A 21,185-nucleotide genomic window follows, 5' to 3' on the forward strand; every position below is an offset into this window, starting at 1 on the left:
CTGCGTCAGACGCGGCGGCGCTTCGGCGGACGGCAGCCGTTGTGCGGGGTGGGGGTGACGTCCTGGATCGAGCCCACCTCCAGGCCGGTGGCCTGGAGCGAGCGGATCGCGGTCTCGCGGCCGGAGCCCGGACCCTTCACGAAGACGTCGACCTTGCGCATGCCGTGCTCCTGCGCGCGACGGGCAGCGGCCTCGGCGGCCATCTGCGCGGCGAACGGGGTGGACTTGCGCGAGCCCTTGAAGCCGACGTGACCGGCAGAGGCCCAGGAGATCACGTTGCCCGAGGGGTCGGTGATCGAAACGATGGTGTTGTTGAACGTGCTCTTGATGTGGGCGTGCCCGTGAGCGACGTTCTTCTTCTCCTTGCGGCGGATCTTCTTCGCGCCGGCAGCCTGACGACCCTTGGGGGGCATAAGTCTGTATCTCCTACTGAGGTGGTCGGTCCGCTATCCCGCGGGCCGGAGGGATGTCCGGTTACGGGACGGACTACTTCTTGCCCGGCTTCTTCTTACCGGCAATCGCGCGACGCGGGCCCTTGCGGGTACGCGCGTTGGTGTGGGTGCGCTGACCGCGGACGGGCAGGCCGCGGCGGTGACGCAGACCCTCGTAGCAGCCGATCTCGACCTTGCGGCGGATGTCGGCGGCGACCGAACGGCGGAGGTCACCCTCGACCGTGTAGTTGGCGTCGATCCACTGCGCGAGCTTCACGAGGTCTTCCTCGGAAATGTCGCGGACCCGGATGTCGGGGTTCACGCCCGTCTCGGCCAGCGACTGCTGGGCGCGGGTACGGCCGATGCCGTAGACGTACGTGAGGGCGATCTCGATCCGCTTCTCACGGGGGAGATCAACGCCGGCGAGGCGTGCCATTCATGGCTCCTGTGGTTCTTCAGAGGTCTTACGGGGTACCTACTCCAACACCTCTCGGCGAGGGAGCCCCGGCCTCTGACCGGGGGTGGCAGTCCGTCCCGCGAGGGACGGATCGGGCAGCCCGCGTTATGACGTTGTGCGCGTCGCGCGAAGTACTACGAGAAATGCGGGGAGAGAGATCAGCCCTGGCGCTGCTTGTGGCGCAGGTTGTCGCAGATCACCATGACCCGGCCGTGACGGCGGATCACCTTGCACTTGTCGCAGATCTTCTTGACGCTCGGCTTGACCTTCATGGTTCAGGTTCTCCGGGTCTAGATCTGACAGGTTCTTACTTGTACCGGTAGACGATCCGGCCGCGAGTCAGGTCGTAAGGGCTGAGCTCCACGACAACCCGGTCGTCCGGGAGGATACGGATGTAGTGCATCCGCATCTTGCCGCTGATGTGCGCGAGGACCTTGTGACCGTTCTGCAGCTCGACCTTGAACATGGCGTTCGGAAGAGACTCGATCACGGTGCCCTCGATCTCAATGGCGCCTTGCTTCTTTGCCATGAACTGCGAGATCCACCTTCCGGGGCCGGCTACCGCATGCGGCACGCTCGTGTGCGAGCCTGGGTCCACCCCAACCCTCACGGGAAGAGGGCGTGCCGAAGCACGCTACGAGTGAGCCGACGCATCAGTCTACGTCAGGCAGCAACCCGACGCCAAAACGATGCCGACCGGTCACGCTCAGTACGTGGCGCCGACCGACACGGGCTCGACCACCGCGGTGCAGGACGCGCAACGGCGGGCCGCCTGCGGGATCTCGGTCAGGCACTCCGGGCAGGGGCGCTTCGGGGTCTTCGGCTTCTTCGGCAGGTAGCGGGCGGTCGCCTTGGTGACCGGCAGCACCACGCAGAAGTAGAGCACCGCGGCGGTCATCAGGAACGCGATCAGCACATTGAGGAACTGGCCGTACGGGAAGGTGACCCCGGCCACGGTGAACTTGTAGCTGCTGAAGTCGCCGGCCGCGCCGACCACCACGCCGACCAGCGGGGTGAGGAAGGCCGACACGAAGCCGGTCACCACGCCGGTGAAGGCGGCACCGATCACGACACCGACCGCCATGTCGATGACGTTGCCGCGCATCATGAAGTCCCGGAAGCCCTTGAGCACTGCTCGCCCCTTGTGTCGTCGTGGTCGTCAAAGGCGGGATCCTAGCGAAAACTCTCCCCGGTATCAAAATAGGACAAAGGGCCTGGGGGCCGAAAGCCCCCAGGCCCTGAGACCGTTTCGATCAGGCCAACGGGTCCGGAGCTGCGGTGATACCCAGCTTGGCGAGCTCGGCCCGGCCGCCGTCGAAGGCGGTCAGCACCAGCGGACCCTGCTCGGTGACGGCCACCGAGTGCTCCCAGTGCGAGGCCCAGGTGCCGTCGTCGGTGACGACCGTCCAGTCGTCCTCCAGCGTGGTGGTGTGCGGGGTGCCGAGGCCGACCATCGGCTCGATCGCCAGCACCGTGCCGGGGATCAGCTTGGGGCCCTTGCCGCGGCCGGCGACGTAGTTCAGCACGTGCGGCTCCATGTGCATCGCGGTGCCGATGCCGTGGCCGCCGTACCCCTCGGTGATGCCCCACTTGCCCTTGGGCGGCAGCGGCTGGCGGCGGATGTAGCCCTCGATCGCCCGGGAGACGTCGACCAGCCGGTTGCCCTTCTTCATCTGGGCGATGCCGGCCCACATCGAGCCCTCGGTCACCCGGCTCAGCAGCGCGTGCTCGGGGGCCACCTCGCCGACCGGGACGGTGATGGCCGCGTCGCCGTGCCAACCGTCCACGATCGCACCGCAGTCGATCGAGATCAGGTCGCCCTCGCGGAGCACCCGCTCGCCGGGGATGCCGTGCACCACCTCGTTGTTGACCGAGGCGCAGATCACCCCGGGGAACCACAGTCCGCCGTGGTGCGCGCGGAAGTTCGAGGTGGCGCCGTGGTCGGCGATCACCTTCGCCGCGATGTCGTTGAGCTCCTGGGTGGTCACACCCGGGGCGACCGCCTCCCGGCAGGCCTTGAGCGCTTCGGCGACGACCAGCCCGGCCACTCGCATCTTCGCGATCTGCTCGGGGGTCTTGATCTCCACCATCCGGTCACGCCTTCCACTGTTCGTCGCGCACCCGGTCCTTGCCGGGCGGCCGTGCTGCCTACCACCGTACGACGCCGGAAACGGCCGGGGTGCCCCGTGCGGGGCACCCCGGCCGTTTCACTGGCACTGCGAGGACGCTCAGGCGTCCTTGTTCTTCTCCAGCGCGGCGATCGCCCGCGCGGTGACCTCGTCCACCTTGCCGAGGGCCGGGATGGTCACCAGCAGGCCCTGCTGCGCGTAGTAGTCGATGATCGGCTCGGTCTCCGTGTGGTAGACCTCAAGCCGGGTCCGCACCTTGTCCTCGGTGTCGTCCGGACGCTGGTACAGCTCACCACCGCACTCGTCGCAGCGGCCCTCCTCCTTCGACGGGTTGTAGACCACGTGGTACACGTGGCCCCCGTCGTTGCGGCAGAGCCGGCGGCCGGCGATCCGGTTGACGACCTCGTCCTCGGGGACCTCCAGGTCGAGCACACCGTCCAGGGAGATGGCCTGCTCGGCCAGGAACTCGTCCAGGGCCTTGGCCTGGCCGATGTTCCGCGGGAAGCCGTCGAGCAGGAAGCCGTTGGCGGCGTCCGGCTGGAGCATGCGGTCCTTGGCCATCCCGATGGTGACCTCGTCCGGCACCAGACGACCCTCGTTCATGTACGCCTTGGCCTCGAGCCCCAGCGGGGTGCCCTGGCTGATGTTGGCGCGGAACAGGTCTCCGGTGGAGATGTGCGGGATGGACAGGGTCTTGGCCAGGACATGCGCCTGAGTACCCTTCCCGGCCCCGGGAGGCCCGACGAGGACGATTCGCATCAGCGGAGGAACCCTTCGTAGTTACGCTGCTGGAGTTGGCTCTCGATCTGCTTGACAGTTTCGAGGCCCACGCCGACGACGATGAGGACGCTGGTGCCGCCGAACGGGAAGTTGGTCTGCTGTCCGAAGGCGACCAGGGCGATCATCGGGATCAACGCGATCAGACCCAGGTAGAGCGAACCCGGCCACGTGATACGGGTGAGCACGTAGTTCAGGTACTCGGCCGTCGGTCGGCCGGCCCGGATACCCGGGATGAACCCACCATACTTCTTCATATTGTCGGCAACTTCTTCGGGGTTGAAGGAGATGGCCACGTAGAAGAAGGCGAAGAACACGATCAGCACGAAGTACGTGATCATGTAGACCGGGTGGTCGCCCTTGACGAAGTTTGTCCGGATCCAGGTCGCCCAGCCGGCCTGGCTGTTGGTGAGCTGAACCACCAGGGCCGGAATGTAGAGGAGCGAGGAGGCGAAGATGACCGGGATCACACCCGCCTGGTTCACCTTCAGCGGGATGTAGGTCGAGGTGCCGCCGAACGCCTTCCGCCCGATCATGCGCTTCGCGTACTGCACCGGAATCCGGCGCTGTGCCTGCTCCACGAAGATGACCAGGCCGACCACGACGATGCCGACCGCGATGACGCTGAAGAACTCGACCCAGCCGCCGCCGATGGTGCCGGACTGCTTGATCTGCCACATCGAGCCGGGGAAGCCGGCCGCGATGGAGGTGAAGATCAGGATGGACATGCCGTTGCCGATACCGCGGTCGGTGATCAGCTCACCCAGCCACATGATCACCGTGGTGCCCGCGGTCATCGTGATGACCATGGTGGCGATCCGGAAGACGGACTGGTCCGGCACGACCTGGTCGGCGTAGGCGCAACCGCTGAACAGGGCGCCGCTGGAGGCCGTCGCGACGATGCCGGTGCCCTGGAGCACGGCGAGCGCGATGGTCAGGTAGCGGGTGTACTGGGTGATCTTCGCCGTACCGGCCTGGCCCTCCTTCTTCAGCGCCTCGAGCCGGGGAATGACCACGGTGAGGAGCTGGAGGATGATGCTGGCCGTGATGTACGGCATGATGCCGAGCGCGAAGATCGTCAGCTGCAGCAGCGCATTTCCGCTGAAGAGGTTCACCAGGGCGAACAGGCCACCTGGCTTGTCCGACAGACACTGGTTGACGGCAACAAAGTTGACGCCCGGTACGGGAATGTGCGCGCCCGCCCTGAACAGCACCATGATGCCCAGCGTGAACAGCAGCTTCTTGCGCAGGTCGGGCGTCTGGAACGCCCGCGCGAACGCACTGAGCACGGTGCCTCCTGCGCCTCCCGCACATCGTCGGCGGGAGGGTCGGTCCTGAATGGGGAGTGGATTGCGCGCCCCCGTACGGGCTGGGCACAGGCAAGCCTGGCGCCAGCGTACAAGGGAACTCCACGGACTCTAACAGTGCGCGGCCATCGGGCAGAAGCTTGAGCCGTTCCTCCCCCACTGACGGGGTACGGCTTGCCCGGTTTTGACACACAATTCGCCCACAAATGCAGCAGGCCCCGCACCTCCCTTTCGGGAAGTGCGGGGCCCTGGGGTCAACAGGCTCAGAGGAGCTCGGTGACGGTGCCGCCGGCGGCGGTGATCTTCTCGGCCGCGGAGCCGGAGACGGCGTCGACCGTCACCTGCAGCGCCACCGCGATGTCGCCCTGGCCGAGGACCTTGACGAGCTCGTTCTTGCGAACGGCGCCCTTCTCGATCAGGTCGGCCACGGTGACCTCGCCACCCTGCGGGTAGAGCTCGGCCAGCTTGTCCAGGTTCACGACCTGGAACTGCTTGTGGGCCGGGTTCTTGAAGCCCTTCAGCTTCGGCAGGCGCATGTGGAGGGGCATCTGGCCACCCTCGAAGCGCTGCGGAACCTGGTAGCGGGCCTTGGTGCCCTTGGTACCACGACCTGCGGTCTTACCCTTGGAACCTTCACCACGACCCACACGGATCTTGGCGGTCTTGGCACCCGGGGCAGGCTTCAGGTTGTGGACCTTCAGCGGAGAGTCCGCCATGTCAGTCAACCTCCTCGACCGTGACGAGGTGACGGACAGTCTGGGCCATCCCGCGGATCTCGGGACGGTCCTCCTTCACGACCACGTCGTTCATCCGCTTGAGACCAAGCGAACGAAGGGTGTCACGGTGGTTCTGCTTGCTACCGATGTAGGACTTGGTCTGCGTGATCTTGAGGCGAGCCATCAGGCGCTCACCCCTGCAGCACGCGCCCGCAGCAGAGCGGCGGGAGCCACGTCCTCCAGCGGCAGGCCACGGCGGGCAGCGATCTCCTCGGGGCGCACGAGGCCCTTCAGAGCAGCCACCGTGGCGTGCACGATGTTGATCGCGTTGTCCGAGCCGAGCGACTTCGACAGGATGTCGTGGACGCCGGCGCACTCCAGGACGGCACGCACCGGGCCACCGGCGATAACGCCGGTACCGGGGGAAGCCGGCTTCAGGAGCACGACGCCAGCGGCCTTCTCGCCCTGGATCGGGTGCGGGATGGTGCCCTGGATACGGGGGACCTTGAAGAAGTTCTTCTTGGCCTCCTCAACGCCCTTGGCGATGGCGGCCGGAACCTCCTTCGCCTTGCCGTATCCGACACCCACGGTGCCGTCACCGTCGCCCACCACGACCAGCGCGGTGAAGCTGAAACGACGACCACCCTTGACAACCTTGGCGACTCGGTTGATCGCTACGACGCGCTCAACGTAAGCAGTCTTCTCGACGGCGGGAGCGTTGCCCCGGTCGTCACGCTTACGGTCACGCCGCTCGCCACCGCCGGTGCCGCCGCCGGCGCCGCTACCGCGGCGCTGGGGTCCAGCCATTGGAATTACCTCTCTCGATTACGTCCGTCGACTGAGCCGACGAGCGGCTTAGAAGTCGAGCCCGGCCTCACGAGCCGCGTCCGCCAGGGCGGCGATGCGGCCGGCGTACCGGTTGCCCGCGCGGTCGAAGACGACCGACTCGATGCCGGCGGCCTTGGCGCGCTCGGCGACCAGGGCTCCGACCTTCTTGGCCAGCTCGGTCTTGTCGCCCTCGTTGCCACGGATGGAAACATCGAGGGTGGACGCCGACGCCAGGGTGTGACCCTTGGCGTCGTCGATGACCTGGGCGACCATGTGACGGTTCGAGCGGGTCACCACGAGCCGCGGACGCAGCTCGGTGCCGGTGACGCGCTTGCGAACGCGGATGGCGCGGCGCTTGCGGGCGGCGTTCTTGTAGGCGTTGCCCTTGCCGATCTTGACAGAGACGCTCATCGCTTACTTACCACTCTTTCCGACCTTGCGGCGGATGACCTCGCCCGCGTACTTGACGCCCTTGGCCTTGTACGGGTCAGGCTTGCGCAGCTTGCGGATCTTGGCCGAAACCTCACCCACGAGCTGCTTGTCGATCCCGTCCACGTGGAACTTGGTGGGCGACTCGACCACGAAGGAGATGCCCTCCGGGGCCTCGATCAGGATCGGGTGGCTGTAGCCGAGCTGGAACTCCATGTCGGAGCCCTTCGCTGCGACTCGGTAACCAACACCGCTGATCTCCAGCGACTTGCGGTAGCCCGCGGTCACGCCGGTGATCATGTTCGCCACCAGCGTCCGCGACAGGCCGTGAAGGGCCTTCGACTGACGCTCGTCGTTCGGGCGGGTGACGAGCAGGGTGCCGTCCTCGCCCTTGCCGATCTCGATCGGCGCGGCGACGACGTGGGTGAGGGAGCCCTTGGGGCCCTTCACCGACACCTCGCGGCCATCGATGGTGACGTCCACGCCGGCGGGAACCGGGATGGGCAGCCGTCCAATGCGAGACATTGCTGTACCTCCGTTTCCCGAATTACCAGACGTAGGCGAGAACTTCTCCGCCTACGCCCTTCTTGGCGGCCTGCTTGTCGGTGAGGAGACCCGAGGACGTGGAGATGATCGCCACGCCCAGGCCGCCGAGCACCTTCGGCAGGTTGGTGGACTTTGCGTAAACGCGCAGACCCGGCTTGCTGATGCGCTTGATGCCGGCAATGGAGCGCTCACGGTTGGGACCGAACTTGAGCTCGATGGTCAGCTTCTTGCCGACCTCGCCCTCGGCCGGCTCCTCAACCTTGTAGGAGGAGATGTACCCCTCCTGCTGCAGGATCTCGGCGACATGCGCCTTGATCTTGCTGGCCGGCATCGCCACGGTGTCGTGGTACGCCGAGTTCGCGTTACGCAGACGCGTGAGCATGTCTGCGATGGGGTCGGTCATGGTCATGATGGCCTCAGGCCTCTCTCGCCGTGGTTTCTCCGCGCCAGGTCCCCCTCCGCGCACTCGCTAAAGAGTGCGAAAGGGGCACAAGCGCAGGGGACCTGCGGCGTAGTAAGACTGGGTGCGAGCCCTCAGAAGAGAGCCGCGAGCACCTATAGGAGATGCTGCGGCAGGGGGCCCGACCCCACTACCTTACGGGATTCCGTACGGAGACCCAAAAGACGGGGGTCGGGCACCACTGCATCGCGTTGGTGTGCCTGGCGCTCCGGGGTTACCAGGAGCTCTTGGTCACGCCCGGCAGCTCGCCGCGGTGCGCCATCTCACGGAGGCACACACGGCACAGGCCGAACTTGCGGTACACCGAGTGCGGGCGGCCGCAGCGCTGGCAACGGGTGTAAGCCCGAACGCCAAACTTCGGCTTGCGCTCGGCCTTTGCGATCAGGGCCTTCTTCGCCATGCTCACGCCTCCTTGAACGGGAAGCCCAGAGCGCGAAGCAGCGCCCGGCCTTCATCGTCGGTCTGAGCGGTGGTCACGACGGTGATGTCCATACCGCGCTGACGGTCGACCTTGTCCTGGTCGATCTCGTGGAACATAACCTGCTCGGTCAGACCGAACGTGTAGTTGCCACGGCCGTCGAACTGCTTGGGCGAGAGGCCGCGGAAGTCACGGATACGCGGCAGAGCCAGCGACACCAGACGGTCCACGAACTCCCACATGCGGTCACCACGGAGGGTGACGTGGGCGCCGATCGGCTGCCCCTCGCGGAGCTTGAACTGCGCGATGGACTTGCGGGCCTTGGTCACGGCCGGCTTCTGGCCGGTGATCGCGGTCAGGTCCTTGATCGCGCCCTCGATCAGCTTGCTGTCACGGGCTGCCTCACCGACACCCATGTTGACCACGACCTTGACCAGGCCGGGGATCAGCATGACGTTCTCGTACGAGAACTCCTCGCGCAGCTGGCCCTTGATCTCGGAGTTGTAACGCTCCTTGAGGCGGGGGGCCACCTTCTCAACAGTCGTCTCAGACATCAGATGTCCTCACCGGTCCGCTTGGCAACGCGGATCTTGTTGCCCTCGTCGTCGAAGCGGTAACCAACGCGGGTGACGACCTTCTTGCCGTCCTTCTCAACGACCAGCTGGACGTTGGAGACGTGCACCGGGGCCTCGACGGTGACAATGCCACCCTGAGTGCCCGGGCCCGGCTTGGTGTGCTTCTTGACCCGGTTCACACCCTCGACGAGGACCTTGTTCTCGGCGGGGATGGCCTGGATGACCTTGCCCTGCTTGCCGCGGTCCTTGCCGGTGATGACCTGAACCAGGTCACCCTTCTTGATCTTCATGCTGTTCGCCATGGGTTAGAGCACCTCCGGCGCCAGCGAGATGATCTTCATGAACTTCTTGTCACGCAGCTCGCGGCCCACCGGGCCGAAGATGCGGGTGCCACGGGGGTCACCATCGGTGTTCTTGAGAACAACCGCAGCGTTCTCGTCGAAGCGGATGTACGAGCCATCCGGACGACGACGCTCCTTGACGGTGCGAACGATGACGCACTTGACGACGTCACCCTTCTTCACCGAACCACCGGGGATCGCGTCCTTGACGGTGGCGACGATGACGTCCCCGATACCGGCGTAGCGGCGACCGGAGCCACCGAGAACACGGATGCAAAGGATCTCCTTGGCACCAGTGTTGTCGGCGACGCGCAGTCGCGACTCCTGCTGGATCACAGCTTTCTCCTGATCGTCAACGAGAGTCGACGGGCCGGCCGCTGCTCACTCGATCGCATCGCTGCATCGAGCACATACGGCCGTACCACATCGGCTTCGTTACTTGGCCTTCTCGAGGATCTCGACGACGCGCCAGCGCTTCGTCGCGGACAGCGGGCGGGTCTCCATCAGGAGGACCCGGTCGCCGATGCCGCAAGCGTTCTGCTCGTCGTGCGCCTTCAGCTTGTTCGTACGGCGGATGACCTTGCCGTACAGAGCGTGCTTGACGCGGTCCTCGACGGCGACGACGACGGTCTTGTCCATCTTGTCGCTGACGACGAGACCCTCACGGGTCTTGCGGAAACCGCGCGTCTCGTTGGTGTTCTCAGTCATCAGGCGTTCTCCACCGTCTCGATGCCCAGCTCGCGCTCGCGCATCAGGGTGTAGATCCGCGCGATGTCCTTCCGGACGAGCTTGAGCCGTCCGTGGTTGTCGAGCTGCCCGGTCGCCGCCTGGAAGCGGAGGTTGAACAGCTCCTCCTTGGCCTCGCGGAGCTTGGCAACGAGACCCTCGTTGTCCAGCTCGCGCAGCTCAGCAGCCTTGGTGCCGGCCGACATCAGCTCTCACCTGCCTCGCGCCGGACAATCCGGCACTTCATCGGGAGCTTGTGAGCTGCGCGGGTCAGCGCCTCACGAGCCACCTTCTCGTTGGGGTACGACAGCTCGAACATGACCCGACCCGGGTGCACGTTCGCGATCCACCACTCGGGCGAACCCTTACCGGAACCCATGCGGGTCTCGGCCGGCTTCTTGGTGAGCGGGCGGTCCGGGTAAATGTTGATCCAGACCTTGCCACCACGGCGGATGTGACGGGTGATCGCGATACGAGCGGACTCGATCTGACGGTTCGTCACGTAGGCCGGGGTAACGGCCTGGATGCCGTACTCGCCGAATGCGAGCTCGGTGCCACCCTTGGCCGCACCGCGGCGCTTCGGGTGGTGCTGCTTGCGGTGCTTGACCCTACGAGGGATCAGCATGGGGTCAGGCCTCCGTTCCGGTGTTCTCTGCAGCCGGAGCCTCGGTCACCGGGGCCGAGGCCTCGGTGCCCTGGGGGCGACGGCCGCGGCCACCACGCTCGCCACCACGGGCGCCGCCACGCTCGCCGCGCGCGGGGCGGGCGTCGTTGCGGGCCGGGCGGTTGCCCGAGCGGGCAGCAGCGTTCTCAGCGCGGACCTCGGCGATGTTCTTGACGTCGCCCTTGTAGATCCAGACCTTCACGCCGATACGGCCGAAGGTCGTCTTGGCCTCGAAGAAGCCGTAGTCGACGTTCGCACGAAGGGTGTGCAGCGGCACACGACCCTCGCGGTAGAACTCCGAACGGCTCATCTCGGCGCCGCCGAGACGACCGGAGCACTGGACCTTGATGCCCTTGGCGCCGGCCTTCATGGTGCTCTGCATCGACTTGCGCATCGCACGACGGAAGGAGACGCGGGAGGACAGCTGCTCCGCGACGCCCTGAGCCACGAGCTGGGCGTCCAGCTCGGGGTTCTTGACCTCGAGGATGTTCAGCTGGACCTGCTTGCCGGTCAGCTTCTCCAGGTTGCCCCGGATCTTGTCGGCCTCCGCGCCGCGGCGACCGATGACGATGCCCGGACGAGCGGTGTGGATGTCGACGCGGACGCGGTCGCGGGTGCGCTCGATCTCAACCTTCGAGATGCCGGCGCGCTCCATGCCCTTCGTCATCATGCGACGAATGGCAACGTCTTCCTTGACGTAGTCCTTGTACAGCTTGTCGGCGTACCAGCGGGACTTGAAGTCCGTGCTGATGCCGAGGCGGAACCCGTGCGGGTTAACCTTCTGGCCCATTACCGGGTCCCTTCCTTGCTGCTGACGACCACGGTGATGTGGCTGGTCCGCTTGCGGATCCGGTAGGCACGGCCCTGGGCGCGCGGCCGGAACCGCTTCAGGGTCGGGCCCTCGTCAACGTACGCCTCGGAGATCACGAGGTCGTCCACGTTGTTGTGGTTGTAGTTGTGCACGGCGTTGGCGATGGCGCTGTCGAGCACCTTGCCGACCGGCACGGTCGCGGCCTGCGGAGCGAAACGCAGGACCGCCTGGGCCTCCGTGGCGTTCAGGCCACGGATGAGGTCCACCACGCGGCGGGCCTTCATGGGCGTGACGCGGATGTACCGCGCCTGGGCCCTGGCTTCCATGGTTGTCCCCTTGCTGGTGTAAGTCATGTGAGTCTTGCTGGCGCTCAAGCTCGCGAGCACCCGCTGCGAAGCTGCGAGGTGACGCTTAGCGACGCTTCGACTTGCGGTCTTCCTTCACGTGCCCCTTGAAGGTGCGCGTGGGGGCGAACTCGCCGAGCTTGTGGCCGACCATCGACTCGGTGACGAACACCGGGACGTGCTTGCGGCCATCGTGAACCGCGATCGTGTGGCCGAGCATGGCCGGGAAGATCACGGAACGACGGGACCAGGTCTTGATGACGTTCTGGGTGCCCGCCTCGTTCTGCGCGTCCACCTTCTTGAGAAGGTGGCCGTCGATGAAGGGGCCCTTCTTGAGACTGCGCGGCATCTGACCTGCTCCTAGCGCTTCTTGTTGGTCTTGCGGCGGCGCACGATGAGCTTGTCCGACGCCTTGTTCGGGCGACGGGTGCGGCCCTCGGGCTTGCCCCACGGCGAGACCGGGTGACGACCACCGGAGGTCTTACCCTCACCACCACCGTGCGGGTGGTCGATCGGGTTCATGGCGACACCACGCACGGTCGGGCGAACGCCCTTCCAGCGCATACGGCCGGCCTTGCCCCAGTTGATGTTCGACTGCTCGGCGTTGCCGACCTCGCCGATGGTGGCGCGGCAGCGGGCGTCGACCAGGCGGATCTCACCGGAGGGCATGCGCAGGTGCGCCATGCGACCCTCACGGGCGAGCAGCTGGATGCCGGCACCGGCGGAGCGGGCCATCTTGGCACCGCCACCGGGACGCAGCTCCACCGCGTGGATGGTGGTACCAACCGGGATGTTGCGCAGCGGCAGGTTGTTGCCCGGCTTGATGTCGGCGCCAGCGCCGTTCTCGATCCGGTCACCCTGAGCAACGCCGCGGGGGGCGATGATGTAGCGCTTCTCGCCGTCCGCGTAGTGCAGGAGCGCGATGCGCGCGGTGCGGTTGGGGTCGTACTCGATGTGAGCGACCTTGGCCGGCACGCCGTCCTTGTCGTGACGACGGAAGTCGATCACGCGGTAGGCGCGCTTGTGTCCGCCACCCTGGTGGCGAGCGGTGATACGACCGGCGTTGTTACGGCCGCCCTTGCTGTGCAGGGGGCGAACCAGCGACTTCTCCGGCGTGGACCGCGTGATTTCGACGAAGTCGGCCACGCTGGAGCCACGACGGCCCGGCGTAGTCGGCTTGTACTTGCGGATACCCATTTTCGTCCTCGTCCTTATCGACGATCACGACCCCGTCAGGCGGAGGCCGGACCACCGAAGATGTCGATGCGGTTGCCCTCGGCCAGCGTCACGATGGCGCGCTTGGTGTCCTTGCGCTTGCCAAAGCCCGTCTTGGAGCGCTTGCGCTTGCCCTGACGGTTGAGCGTGTTGACGGCCTCGACCTTGACCGAGAAGACCGCCTCGACGGCCTGCTTGATCTGGGTCTTGTTGGCACCCGGCGACACGATGAACGTGTACTTGTTCTCGTCGAGGAGCGAGTAGCTCTTCTCGGAGATGACCGGCTTCACCAGGACGTCACGCGGGTCCGTGTACGTCTTGCTCGTGATCTCTGCAGCCATCAGGCGGCGCTCCCTTCGAGCTCGCCCTCAGCGGCAACAGCCTTGGCGGACGCGGCCGGACCGGCCACGAAACGCTCGAAGGCAGCCTGGGTGAAGACCACATCGTCGGAGACGAGCACGTCGTAGGTGTTCAGCTGGCCGGCGTCCAGGATGTGCACGTTCGGCAGGTTACGAGCGGACTTGAGGCCCAGCTCGTCCGCACGCTCGACGACCAGGAGGACGTTCTTGCGGTCGGTGATCTTGCCGAACAGACCCTTGGCGGCCTTGGTCGACGGCGCCTCGGTCGCGACCACGTCGGTGATGACGTGGATGCGGTTGTGGCGGGCCCGGTCGGTGAGCGCACCGCGGAGAGCGGCAGCGATCATCTTCTTCGGGGTCCGCTGCGAGTAGTCACGCGGCACGGGACCGTGCACGACGCCACCGCCGGCGAACTGCGGAGCGCGGGTCGAGCCCTGACGGGCACGGCCGGTGCCCTTCTGGCGGTACGGCTTCCTGCCGCCGCCGCGGACCTCGCCACGGGTCTTGGTCTTGTGAGTGCCCTGACGGGCCGCAGCGAGCTGCGCCACGACGACCTGGTGCATCAGCGGAACGCTGACCTTGGCGTCGAAGATCTCGGCGGGCAGCTCGAGGCTGCCGGCCTTGTCGCCGGCCGGCGACAGGATGTCAATGGTGCTCATATCCTCACAGCCCCTTCGCCGCGGTGCGGACGAGGACGAGGCCGCCGTTCGGGCCCGGGATTGCGCCCTTGATCAGGAGCAGGCCCTTCTCCGCGTCAACGGCGTGCACGGTCAGGTTCTGGGTGGTCACACGCTCGTGGCCCATCCGACCCGCCATACGCATGCCCTTGAACACGCGGCCCGGGGTGGCACAGCCACCGATGGAGCCGGGCGAACGGTGCTTACGCTGGGTGCCGTGACCGGCGCCGAGGCCCTTGAAGTTGTGACGCTTCATGACACCGGCGAAGCCCTTGCCCTTGGAGGTGCCGGTCACGTCGACCTTGACACCCGCCTCGAACAGCTCAGCGGTGATCTCCTGGCCGAGGGTGTACTCGGACGCGTCCGAGGTACGCAGCTCGACCAGGTGGCGGCGCGGGGTGACACCGGCCTTGGCGAAGTGGCCCGCGAGGGGCTTGTTCACCTTGCGGGGGTCGATCTCGCCGAAGCCGATCTGCACGGCGTCGTAGCCGCTCGCGCTGTCGGCGGTGTGGACCTGGGTCACGACATTGGGCCCGGCCTTGACGACGGTCACCGGAACGATCCGGTTGTTCTCGTCCCAGACCTGGGTCATGCCGAGCTTCTCGCCCAGGATGCCCTTAATCTGCTTTGCCATCTTCGTCGCGCCTCTCAGAGCTTGATCTCGATGTCGACGCCGGCCGGAAGGTCGAGGCGCATCAGCGAGTCAACGGTCTTCGGGGTCGGGTCGAGGATGTCGATCAGACGCTTGTGAGTGCGCATCTCGAAGTGCTCGCGCGAGTCCTTGTACTTGTGCGGCGAGCGGATGACGCAGTACACGTTCTTCTCAGTGGGCAGCGGCACCGGGCCTGCGACCTGAGCACCAGTGCGAATGACGGTCTCGACGATCTTCTTCGCCGAGGAGTCAATCACCTCGTGGTCGTAGGCCTTGAGCCGGATGCGGATCTTCTGTCCCGCCATGGCTACTCAGTAGTCCTTTGTCTCGTCTGCTGCTACTGCTGCCGGATTCGTCCGGGTGGACTGGTCCGGTGGCGCCTTCGGGTGGTTGCCGTCCGACCCACGCGGTCGGGCGTGTCGCACTCCCGCTTGCAAAAAATCCGACCCGGAGTCACTCCGGTATCAGATTCCTGCTTGGTTCGGCAGGTCTTGCACCCGCCAGGCGCCGGATCGAGGCCCCGCACACGCTTCCCGGAAGATTCCCGTACGTCCGCCCCGCAGCTGCCGCGGTGTCGACTACACACCACTGCATTCACACAAAGCACGTGAACACATGAACGGCCATCACGGGAACGACGAGTACATGGGACTCGCTTCCGGTCCTCCCGACGGGAGGCGCGCAGCATCGGCACTCAACCGAGCAACTTGGACATACTGCCACAGCCGTCACCCGGAAAGCCAATCGGGCCCGACGCGGTGTGCACCGCGCCGGGCCCGAGCGAGCCGGATCCGCCCTACCAGGGCCGCTGCCGTCCGCACAGGACCTGCCACTCGGGCTGCTCCGCGTTGCCGCAGAACAGCTTGAAGTCGTCCGGGCCGAAGGTGTACTCGGCCAGCTCCTTGTTGATCGGTGAACAGCCCTTGCTGCCCGCGTACTTGGGGCACTTCCCGTCCTGCTGCTGGATGAAGTGCGCGCGGTACGCGTCCAGCCCCATGTCCTCGACGCCGATGTCGGTGGTCGGCATGTAGCGGTTGGCCGACCAGGAGGCACCGACGGTGGCGAACAGGGCCAGCCCGCACAGCACGCCGGCCGCCAGCCGTCCGACCGCGATCGGCGTGATCCGGGTGGCCGGCGCGTCGCCGCCCACGGCCCGGAGCCAGCCCACCACCCGCTGGGTGGTGAACATCAGGCCCAGCACGGCCAGGATCATCAGGCTGTACATGATGATCCAGGTGGTCCGCGGGTAGAGCTGGACGGCCTGGTCGTGCTGCATGTGCGAGGCGAACCAGAACCGCAGCAGCCAGGCGCTGATCAGGCCCGCCGCCGCGGTCCGCACCACGACGTTGCGCAGGCCGAAGCCGATCCCGAGCGCCACCGCGCCGAGCAGCAGCAGGGTGAAGGCGTTCTGTCCGGCCAGCTCACCCGCGTCCGGGAAGGTGTGGTAGTTGGCGCGGCCCTCGCGGTCGGAGATCCACCCCATCACGTAGGCCGGGTCGATGTACGTCATCACGTAGGCGTAGCGGTCCTTGGTGGCCGCACCGAGCCGGACCATCTGGATGAGCAGCGGTGCCCCCACCACGGCGGCACTGAGCAGGGTCACGCCGAGGAAGAGCAGCGCCCGCCGCAGCCGCGCGGCGCCCTGGCGCCACGGGACGAGGAAGAGCGCGAGCACCAGCACACCGGGCGCCGTCCAGACGAACCAGCCCGAGTACCAGAGGAAGAGCAGACCGAACGCGGCGCCGAAGCCTGCCGCCCGCAGCACCGTGGTGCGCCTGGACAGCTCGTGCGCCCGGCGGAGCTCGCGCAGGCAGCCCGCCAGCATCGGGACCATCACGATCATGGTGGCGTGGCTGTAGGGGCGGATCGGGTCCATGAAGACGATCGCGGACGGGACCGCGATCAGCACGGCCCAGACCGGTCGCAGCAGCAGCCGCCACGCGAGGTAGGCCATCGGCCCCGCCAGCGCGGTGCAGATCAGCTGGAGGTCCTTCATCGCGTAGCCGACGCCGGCGACGCCGTTGTGGAAGGTGTCCGCCACCAGGGCCAGGGCCGCCGGGAAGAGCGGCGGGTAGACGCCGGGCAGCCCGTTGCCGCGGATCATGTCATTGGCCATGCCCATGACGTTGCCGGGGTCGCCCTCCTGACCGCCCAGGCCGAACGGCGTGCCGTGCAGGGCGACCGCTATTCCACCGGCCACCGCACCCGTCGCGAGGCCCGCCAGGGCCGCGCAGACCAGCCGCTGGGCGATCTGGTACCGCTGCAGGCTGCCGCGGTAGGCGGCGTAGAGCAGCAGGGCGAGCAGCGGCAGACCCACGATGGCGCCGTACTGCTGCACCTTGGCCAGCCCGCTGACCTGCCCGACCCGCTGCAGCGGGTTGACGCTGATGTGCATGCACAGCCGCAGGAAGAGCAGCGAGACGAGAACGCTGACCGCGCCCTCGGCAAGCCGGAGCTGCCACGGCTTGAACCGGGACGCCCGGCTGCTGTCCTGCTCCGCGGTGGCGGCGGACGTCGTGCTCCGGTCCGATCTGGCACCGCTCACCGAGTCGTCGACCAGGTCCGTCATATCGATCGCTTTCATGAGGCGGCGTCCTGCCGCGGGTCGGGCGACTCCCCCGTGGATGCCGCCTGGTCCAGCCCGGGGCGTGACACCGCCCCGGGCTGCGGAGCCCGCTCAGCTCCTGGCGACGAGCTCGCGCTGGACCACCGACGAGCGGTCGGCCGCGGCGATGCCCTTCAGGTGCTTGGGCATCCGGCGGATCATCGCGAGCAGCAGGACGAGGCCCGCGCGCGCGAGATAGACGGTCGCCTTGAACGGCGAGGCGCTGGGCGTTCCGGTGGTGCGCTCACGCATGGCCACCGGGACCTGGCGGACCACGAAGCCGCAGCGGGCCGCGCCGACCATGCTCTCGATGGTGTCGCCGAGGTACTCCACCGGGTACCACTGGGCGAAGAACTCGATCAGCTGCCGGTTGCAGGCCCGGAAGCCGGAGGTGGTGTCGGTGAGCCTGGTGCGGGTTATCCGCGAGAGGACGAAGGACAGCAGCCCCATGGCCCACTTCCGGGGCCCGCGGACCTTGTAGTCGCCCTCGCCGTCGAAGCGGGCGCCGATCGCCAGATCGGCCTCCTTGAGCTTCTCCAGCAGCAGCGGCACGTAGACCGGGTCGTGCTGGCCGTCCGAGTCCACCTGGATGGCGACGTCGTAGCCGTGCAGGTACGCGTACCGGTAGCCGAGGCGCATCGCCCCGCCCACGCCGAGGTTGTACGGCAGCTGGACGACCGGGGAGCCGCAGGCCGTCGCCACGGCGGCGGTGCCGTCGGTCGATCCGTCGTCCACCACCAGGGTGTCGACGCCGGGCAGCTGGGTCTTGATCTCCTTCAGCACACCCGGCAGGCCCTCGGCCTCGTTCAGGGCGGGCAGGATGATGAGGACCCGCAGTCCGTCGATCATGAGTGCACCTCGGAGTCGTCGGCGAGCGCCGGGGTCGTGTCCTGCTTCCGGACCGGGTAGCCGTGGTGCTCGACGAGGTGGGACCTCAGCAGCGCCACCTCCTCGGACAGGCTCCGGGTCTCGGCCTCCAGCTGGCTCGCTTCCCAGCTGAGGTGGAGGCAGACCAGGAGGACCAGGACGAAGCCCGCGAACAGCACCAGGCTCACGCCGGAGGCGATACCCAGCCGACGGGCGGTGGAGTCCAGGACGGTGGGGAAGAAGCCCAGCGGGGCGACAGCCAGGCCGATCAGGAGCCAGATGGCCGCGTACTTCTCCCGCAGCTGCTGGCGCCGCAGCAGTTCGAGGATGTAGGCGACCACCAGCACGCCGGTGATCGAGGTGATGATCGTTAGTCGCACGACGGATTTCGCCTTTCAGCGGCAGTGGGCGTGGCGATCACTGACACATCATAGAGGTGTCGAACGCATATTCCTCACACGCACTGCGCATGACTGTCTCAGGGGCCGGGTATCAGGGAGGCGGGGTTCTGCCCATCGGCGATGGCATGGTCGGCGACGACCGCCTGCCGCACTCGGGGCAACGAGCGGAACAGCGACCACAGCATGCCAGCCGCGCTCACCGCAGCACCAGCCAGGTAGCCCAGTTCCGCACGGGTTCCGACGGCGCCCGGCAACAGGGTCACGACCACCAGGACAACCGTGCCCGCCACCCAGGACAACAGCTGGTGACGGTGGCGGCCCAGGGACATCAGCGCCTGGCCGAAGACCGTCGCGAGCATGAAGAAGAGCGTGCCCAGCACCAGCCAGAGGAAGTCGGCCGACCCCAGGACCGGCTGGGCGTTGAACAGCAGCTGGATCAGCCAGGGGCCGAGCACGATGGTGGGCAGACCCGCCACGGTGCACATCGCCGCCACGATCGCCGCCGTCCGGGACAGCACCTTGCGGAACTCCTGGTGGTCGCCGGCCGCGGCCGCCCCGGAGAGCGCCGAGACCAGCGAGGCCTGGATCGCCGCGTAGGCGAACAGCGGCACCCGGGCCAGCACCACCGCGTTGAGCAGCGCACCGACCAGGACCACGTCCTCCGGCGAGAGCAGCTTCACACTGACCACGGCCGCGTTGACCATCAGCTGGGCGAGCAGGGTCGAGGCGGTCAGCAGGCCGATCCCGCGGACCAGCCCCGGCCAGACCGGAGCCCCGCCGCCGCGCCGGTCGGCCAGCACCGAGCGGAGGCCGATCATCGAGGCGGCCAGCGGTGCCACGACCAGGATCAGGCTGAAGGCCAGCGCCGAGTGCAGGCCGAACACCGGCAGCAGCGCCGCCAGGCCGATCCGCAGGCCGCCGTCCACCGCCAGCTGGGCGCCGTACGAGCGGAAGTTGCCGAGGCCCGCGAGGGCGCCGCGGACCACCGAGCTGACCGCCAGTCCGACCATCGCGCCGCCGAGGCCGGCCACCAGAGCGATGTCACCGCCGAACAGCCGGTCGGCCAGCGGTCGCGCGGCGAACGCCACCGCCGCCAGGACGGCCGCCAGCACGCCGCCGGCCAGCAGCAGCACCCGGCGGACCGCCGGGAGGGGGCCCTGGCCCGCGACGTCCCGGGCGGACACCAGCCGGGTCAGCTCCAGCTCGACCGGGGAGAACAGCCCGTACCCGACGGACATCACCACGGTCCACAGCACGGAGACGCCGGCCACCTGGGCCGCGGTCAGGCTGTAGCCCGCCAGGGCGAGATAGATGTAGGAGGACGCTCCCAGCACCACGGTGCCACCGGCCACCAGCCGGACGCCGGGCGGGAGCGCGCCGAACACCTTTGCAATCGGGCTGCCCACGGTCCTGTCCCCGGGATCAGCCGTGCAGGGCGGTGCGGGCCTTGAGCGGCTCCCACCAGTCGCGGTTGTCGCGGTACCAGGCGATGGTCGCCGCGAGGCCGTCCTCGAAGCGGACCTGCGGCGCGTAGCCGAGCTCCTCGCCGATCTTGGTGATGTCCAGCGAGTAGCGCAGGTCGTGGCCCTTGCGGTCGGCGACCGGCTCGACCATGTCCCAGCCCGCCCCGGCCGCGTCCAGCAGCAGGCCGGTGAGCTCCTTGTTGGTGATCTCCGTGCCACCGCCGATGTTGTAGACCTCGCCGGCCCGGCCCTTGCGCATGGCCAGCTCGATGCCGCGGCAGTGGTCCGACACGTGCAGCCAGTCACGGATGTTGCCGCCGTTGCCGTACAGCGGCACCTTCCTGCCGTCCAGCAGGTTGGTGGTGAACAGCGGGATGACCTTCTCCGGGAACTGGTAGTGCCCGTAGTTGTTGGAGCAGCGGGTGACCACGACGTCCATGCCGTGGGTGCGGTGGTAGGCCAGCGCCAGCAGGTCCGAGCCGGCCTTGGAGGCCGAGTAGGGCGAGTTGGGCGCGAGCGGCCAGGTCTCGGTCCACGAGCCCTCGGAGATCGAGCCGTACACCTCGTCGGTGGAGACGTGGACGAAGCGGCCCACCCCGTGCTTGCGGGCGGCGTCCAGCAGCACCTGGGTGCCGACCACGTTGGTCAGGACGAACGGGCCCGCGCCCTCGATGGAGCGGTCGACGTGGGACTCGGCGGCGAAGTGCACGACCACGTCGTGGCCGGCCATCGCCTGGTCCACCGCGTCGACGTCGCAGATGTCGCCGCGGACGAAGGAGTAGCCCGGGTGGTCGGCGACCGGTGCGAGGTTCGCCTCGACGCCCGAGTAGGTCAGCTTGTCGAAGACGGTGATCTGGGCGGACTCGTCCGCGCCCAGCAGCTGACGGACAAATTCTGAACCGATGAATCCGGCGCCGCCGGTCACGAGGATGCGCATAGTAGGGCGCAGTCTACCCGGCGGCCGTTCGCGGCCGACCCCGGGTCAGC

Annotated in this window: 34 protein-coding genes; all 34 read right to left on the reverse strand. The window is 67.4% G+C overall.

The window, feature by feature from the left end; all coding sequences use genetic code 11:
- Window positions 1-5 precede the first annotated feature (5 nt).
- On the reverse strand, window positions 6-413 hold the full coding sequence (gene rpsK, locus OG871_RS16480) for a 30S ribosomal protein S11 (RefSeq protein ID WP_014136257.1): 408 nt from the start codon (window positions 411-413) through the stop codon (window positions 6-8).
- Between the two features lie 73 nt (window positions 414-486).
- Window positions 487-867, reverse strand: coding sequence for a 30S ribosomal protein S13 (gene rpsM / locus OG871_RS16485; protein ID WP_073924290.1), 381 nt, complete (start codon window positions 865-867; stop codon window positions 487-489).
- A gap of 179 nt (window positions 868-1,046) precedes the next feature.
- On the reverse strand, window positions 1,047-1,160 hold the full coding sequence (rpmJ, locus tag OG871_RS16490) for a 50S ribosomal protein L36 (protein ID WP_003956441.1): 114 nt from the start codon (window positions 1,158-1,160) through the stop codon (window positions 1,047-1,049).
- A 35-nt stretch (window positions 1,161-1,195) separates the two neighbouring features.
- The gene (infA, locus tag OG871_RS16495) at window positions 1,196-1,417 is read right to left on the reverse strand and encodes a translation initiation factor IF-1 (protein ID WP_003956442.1); all 222 of its coding nucleotides are present in this window, start codon (window positions 1,415-1,417) and stop codon (window positions 1,196-1,198) included.
- 177 nt (window positions 1,418-1,594) lie between these two features.
- Window positions 1,595-2,020 carry a large conductance mechanosensitive channel protein MscL gene (mscL, locus tag OG871_RS16500; RefSeq protein ID WP_371497554.1) on the reverse strand — a complete coding sequence of 142 codons (426 nt, stop codon included), beginning with the start codon at window positions 2,018-2,020 and terminating at the stop codon, window positions 1,595-1,597.
- Window positions 2,021-2,141: 121 nt separating this feature from the next.
- On the reverse strand, window positions 2,142-2,978 hold the full coding sequence (map, locus tag OG871_RS16505; RefSeq protein WP_371497555.1) for a type I methionyl aminopeptidase: 837 nt from the start codon (window positions 2,976-2,978) through the stop codon (window positions 2,142-2,144).
- Between the two features lie 138 nt (window positions 2,979-3,116).
- A complete protein-coding gene (locus OG871_RS16510) occupies window positions 3,117-3,776 on the reverse strand; it encodes an adenylate kinase (RefSeq protein WP_371497556.1) in 660 nt (219 codons plus the stop codon).
- Window positions 3,776-5,083 (reverse strand): preprotein translocase subunit SecY, encoded by a 1,308-nt coding sequence (gene secY, locus OG871_RS16515; RefSeq protein ID WP_371497557.1) that lies wholly within the window; start codon window positions 5,081-5,083, stop codon window positions 3,776-3,778. Before secY ends, OG871_RS16510 begins: the two co-directional genes overlap by 1 nt.
- Window positions 5,084-5,364: 281 nt before the next feature.
- Window positions 5,365-5,817, reverse strand: a complete 453-nt coding sequence (gene rplO / locus OG871_RS16520; protein WP_371497558.1) for a 50S ribosomal protein L15 — start codon at window positions 5,815-5,817, stop codon at window positions 5,365-5,367.
- A 1-nt stretch (window position 5,818) separates the two neighbouring features.
- Window positions 5,819-6,001, reverse strand: coding sequence for a 50S ribosomal protein L30 (gene rpmD, locus OG871_RS16525; protein WP_073924296.1), 183 nt, complete (start codon window positions 5,999-6,001; stop codon window positions 5,819-5,821).
- The gene (gene rpsE, locus OG871_RS16530) at window positions 6,001-6,624 is read right to left on the reverse strand and encodes a 30S ribosomal protein S5 (RefSeq protein ID WP_033824222.1); all 624 of its coding nucleotides are present in this window, start codon (window positions 6,622-6,624) and stop codon (window positions 6,001-6,003) included. Before rpsE ends, rpmD begins: the two co-directional genes overlap by 1 nt.
- 48 nt (window positions 6,625-6,672) lie before the next feature.
- A complete protein-coding gene (gene rplR / locus OG871_RS16535; protein WP_350638229.1) occupies window positions 6,673-7,056 on the reverse strand; it encodes a 50S ribosomal protein L18 in 384 nt (127 codons plus the stop codon).
- A 3-nt stretch (window positions 7,057-7,059) separates the two neighbouring features.
- Window positions 7,060-7,599 carry a 50S ribosomal protein L6 gene (gene rplF, locus OG871_RS16540; protein WP_371497559.1) on the reverse strand — a complete coding sequence of 180 codons (540 nt, stop codon included), beginning with the start codon at window positions 7,597-7,599 and terminating at the stop codon, window positions 7,060-7,062.
- Window positions 7,600-7,621: 22 nt separating this feature from the next.
- A complete protein-coding gene (gene rpsH, locus OG871_RS16545) occupies window positions 7,622-8,029 on the reverse strand; it encodes a 30S ribosomal protein S8 (RefSeq protein ID WP_371497560.1) in 408 nt (135 codons plus the stop codon).
- Window positions 8,030-8,294: 265 nt separating this feature from the next.
- On the reverse strand, window positions 8,295-8,480 hold the full coding sequence (locus OG871_RS16550) for a type Z 30S ribosomal protein S14 (RefSeq protein WP_030263476.1): 186 nt from the start codon (window positions 8,478-8,480) through the stop codon (window positions 8,295-8,297).
- Window positions 8,481-8,482: 2 nt separating this feature from the next.
- Window positions 8,483-9,052, reverse strand: a complete 570-nt coding sequence (gene rplE, locus OG871_RS16555) for a 50S ribosomal protein L5 (RefSeq protein WP_371497561.1) — start codon at window positions 9,050-9,052, stop codon at window positions 8,483-8,485.
- Window positions 9,052-9,363: a 50S ribosomal protein L24 gene (rplX, locus tag OG871_RS16560; protein ID WP_371503333.1), complete on the reverse strand. Its 312-nt coding sequence runs from the start codon at window positions 9,361-9,363 to the stop codon at window positions 9,052-9,054. The genes rplE and rplX overlap by 1 nt, the downstream gene beginning before the upstream one ends.
- Before the next feature lie 15 nt (window positions 9,364-9,378).
- Window positions 9,379-9,750 carry a 50S ribosomal protein L14 gene (gene rplN / locus OG871_RS16565; RefSeq protein WP_030263487.1) on the reverse strand — a complete coding sequence of 124 codons (372 nt, stop codon included), beginning with the start codon at window positions 9,748-9,750 and terminating at the stop codon, window positions 9,379-9,381.
- Between the two features lie 99 nt (window positions 9,751-9,849).
- On the reverse strand, window positions 9,850-10,122 hold the full coding sequence (rpsQ, locus tag OG871_RS16570; RefSeq protein WP_033824226.1) for a 30S ribosomal protein S17: 273 nt from the start codon (window positions 10,120-10,122) through the stop codon (window positions 9,850-9,852).
- Entirely contained in the window at window positions 10,122-10,346 is a 225-nt protein-coding gene (rpmC, locus tag OG871_RS16575; protein WP_030055825.1) for a 50S ribosomal protein L29, read from the reverse strand. The genes rpsQ and rpmC overlap by 1 nt, the downstream gene beginning before the upstream one ends.
- A complete protein-coding gene (gene rplP / locus OG871_RS16580; protein ID WP_033824227.1) occupies window positions 10,346-10,765 on the reverse strand; it encodes a 50S ribosomal protein L16 in 420 nt (139 codons plus the stop codon). Before rplP ends, rpmC begins: the two co-directional genes overlap by 1 nt.
- A gap of 4 nt (window positions 10,766-10,769) precedes the next feature.
- Window positions 10,770-11,594 (reverse strand): 30S ribosomal protein S3, encoded by an 825-nt coding sequence (rpsC, locus tag OG871_RS16585; RefSeq protein WP_033824228.1) that lies wholly within the window; start codon window positions 11,592-11,594, stop codon window positions 10,770-10,772.
- The gene (gene rplV / locus OG871_RS16590; protein WP_033824229.1) at window positions 11,594-11,941 is read right to left on the reverse strand and encodes a 50S ribosomal protein L22; all 348 of its coding nucleotides are present in this window, start codon (window positions 11,939-11,941) and stop codon (window positions 11,594-11,596) included. Before rplV ends, rpsC begins: the two co-directional genes overlap by 1 nt.
- Before the next feature lie 85 nt (window positions 11,942-12,026).
- Window positions 12,027-12,308, reverse strand: a complete 282-nt coding sequence (gene rpsS, locus OG871_RS16595) for a 30S ribosomal protein S19 (RefSeq protein WP_033824230.1) — start codon at window positions 12,306-12,308, stop codon at window positions 12,027-12,029.
- Between the two features lie 11 nt (window positions 12,309-12,319).
- Entirely contained in the window at window positions 12,320-13,156 is an 837-nt protein-coding gene (gene rplB / locus OG871_RS16600) for a 50S ribosomal protein L2 (RefSeq protein ID WP_350638220.1), read from the reverse strand.
- A 35-nt stretch (window positions 13,157-13,191) separates the two neighbouring features.
- Window positions 13,192-13,515 carry a 50S ribosomal protein L23 gene (gene rplW, locus OG871_RS16605; RefSeq protein WP_033824232.1) on the reverse strand — a complete coding sequence of 108 codons (324 nt, stop codon included), beginning with the start codon at window positions 13,513-13,515 and terminating at the stop codon, window positions 13,192-13,194.
- A complete protein-coding gene (gene rplD, locus OG871_RS16610) occupies window positions 13,515-14,192 on the reverse strand; it encodes a 50S ribosomal protein L4 (RefSeq protein WP_371497563.1) in 678 nt (225 codons plus the stop codon). Before rplD ends, rplW begins: the two co-directional genes overlap by 1 nt.
- A gap of 4 nt (window positions 14,193-14,196) precedes the next feature.
- Window positions 14,197-14,844 carry a 50S ribosomal protein L3 gene (gene rplC / locus OG871_RS16615; RefSeq protein WP_033824234.1) on the reverse strand — a complete coding sequence of 216 codons (648 nt, stop codon included), beginning with the start codon at window positions 14,842-14,844 and terminating at the stop codon, window positions 14,197-14,199.
- Window positions 14,845-14,858: 14 nt separating this feature from the next.
- Complete coding sequence (rpsJ, locus tag OG871_RS16620) at window positions 14,859-15,167, reverse strand: 30S ribosomal protein S10 (protein WP_012785157.1); 309 nt, start codon at window positions 15,165-15,167, stop codon at window positions 14,859-14,861.
- A 491-nt stretch (window positions 15,168-15,658) separates the two neighbouring features.
- The gene (locus tag OG871_RS16625) at window positions 15,659-17,446 is read right to left on the reverse strand and encodes a hypothetical protein (RefSeq protein WP_371497564.1); all 1,788 of its coding nucleotides are present in this window, start codon (window positions 17,444-17,446) and stop codon (window positions 15,659-15,661) included.
- Between the two features lie 93 nt (window positions 17,447-17,539).
- Window positions 17,540-18,316 (reverse strand): glycosyltransferase family 2 protein, encoded by a 777-nt coding sequence (locus OG871_RS16630; protein WP_371497566.1) that lies wholly within the window; start codon window positions 18,314-18,316, stop codon window positions 17,540-17,542.
- Window positions 18,313-18,714, reverse strand: coding sequence for a DUF2304 family protein (locus OG871_RS16635; protein WP_371497567.1), 402 nt, complete (start codon window positions 18,712-18,714; stop codon window positions 18,313-18,315). Before OG871_RS16635 ends, OG871_RS16630 begins: the two co-directional genes overlap by 4 nt.
- Window positions 18,715-18,812: 98 nt before the next feature.
- Entirely contained in the window at window positions 18,813-20,141 is a 1,329-nt protein-coding gene (locus tag OG871_RS16640; protein ID WP_371497568.1) for a hypothetical protein, read from the reverse strand.
- A gap of 16 nt (window positions 20,142-20,157) precedes the next feature.
- Window positions 20,158-21,135: a dTDP-glucose 4,6-dehydratase gene (gene rfbB, locus OG871_RS16645; RefSeq protein WP_371497569.1), complete on the reverse strand. Its 978-nt coding sequence runs from the start codon at window positions 21,133-21,135 to the stop codon at window positions 20,158-20,160.
- Window positions 21,136-21,185: the final 50 nt, after the last annotated feature.

Source organism: Kitasatospora sp. NBC_00374, assembly GCF_041434935.1.
GTDB lineage: Bacteria > Actinomycetota > Actinomycetes > Streptomycetales > Streptomycetaceae > Kitasatospora.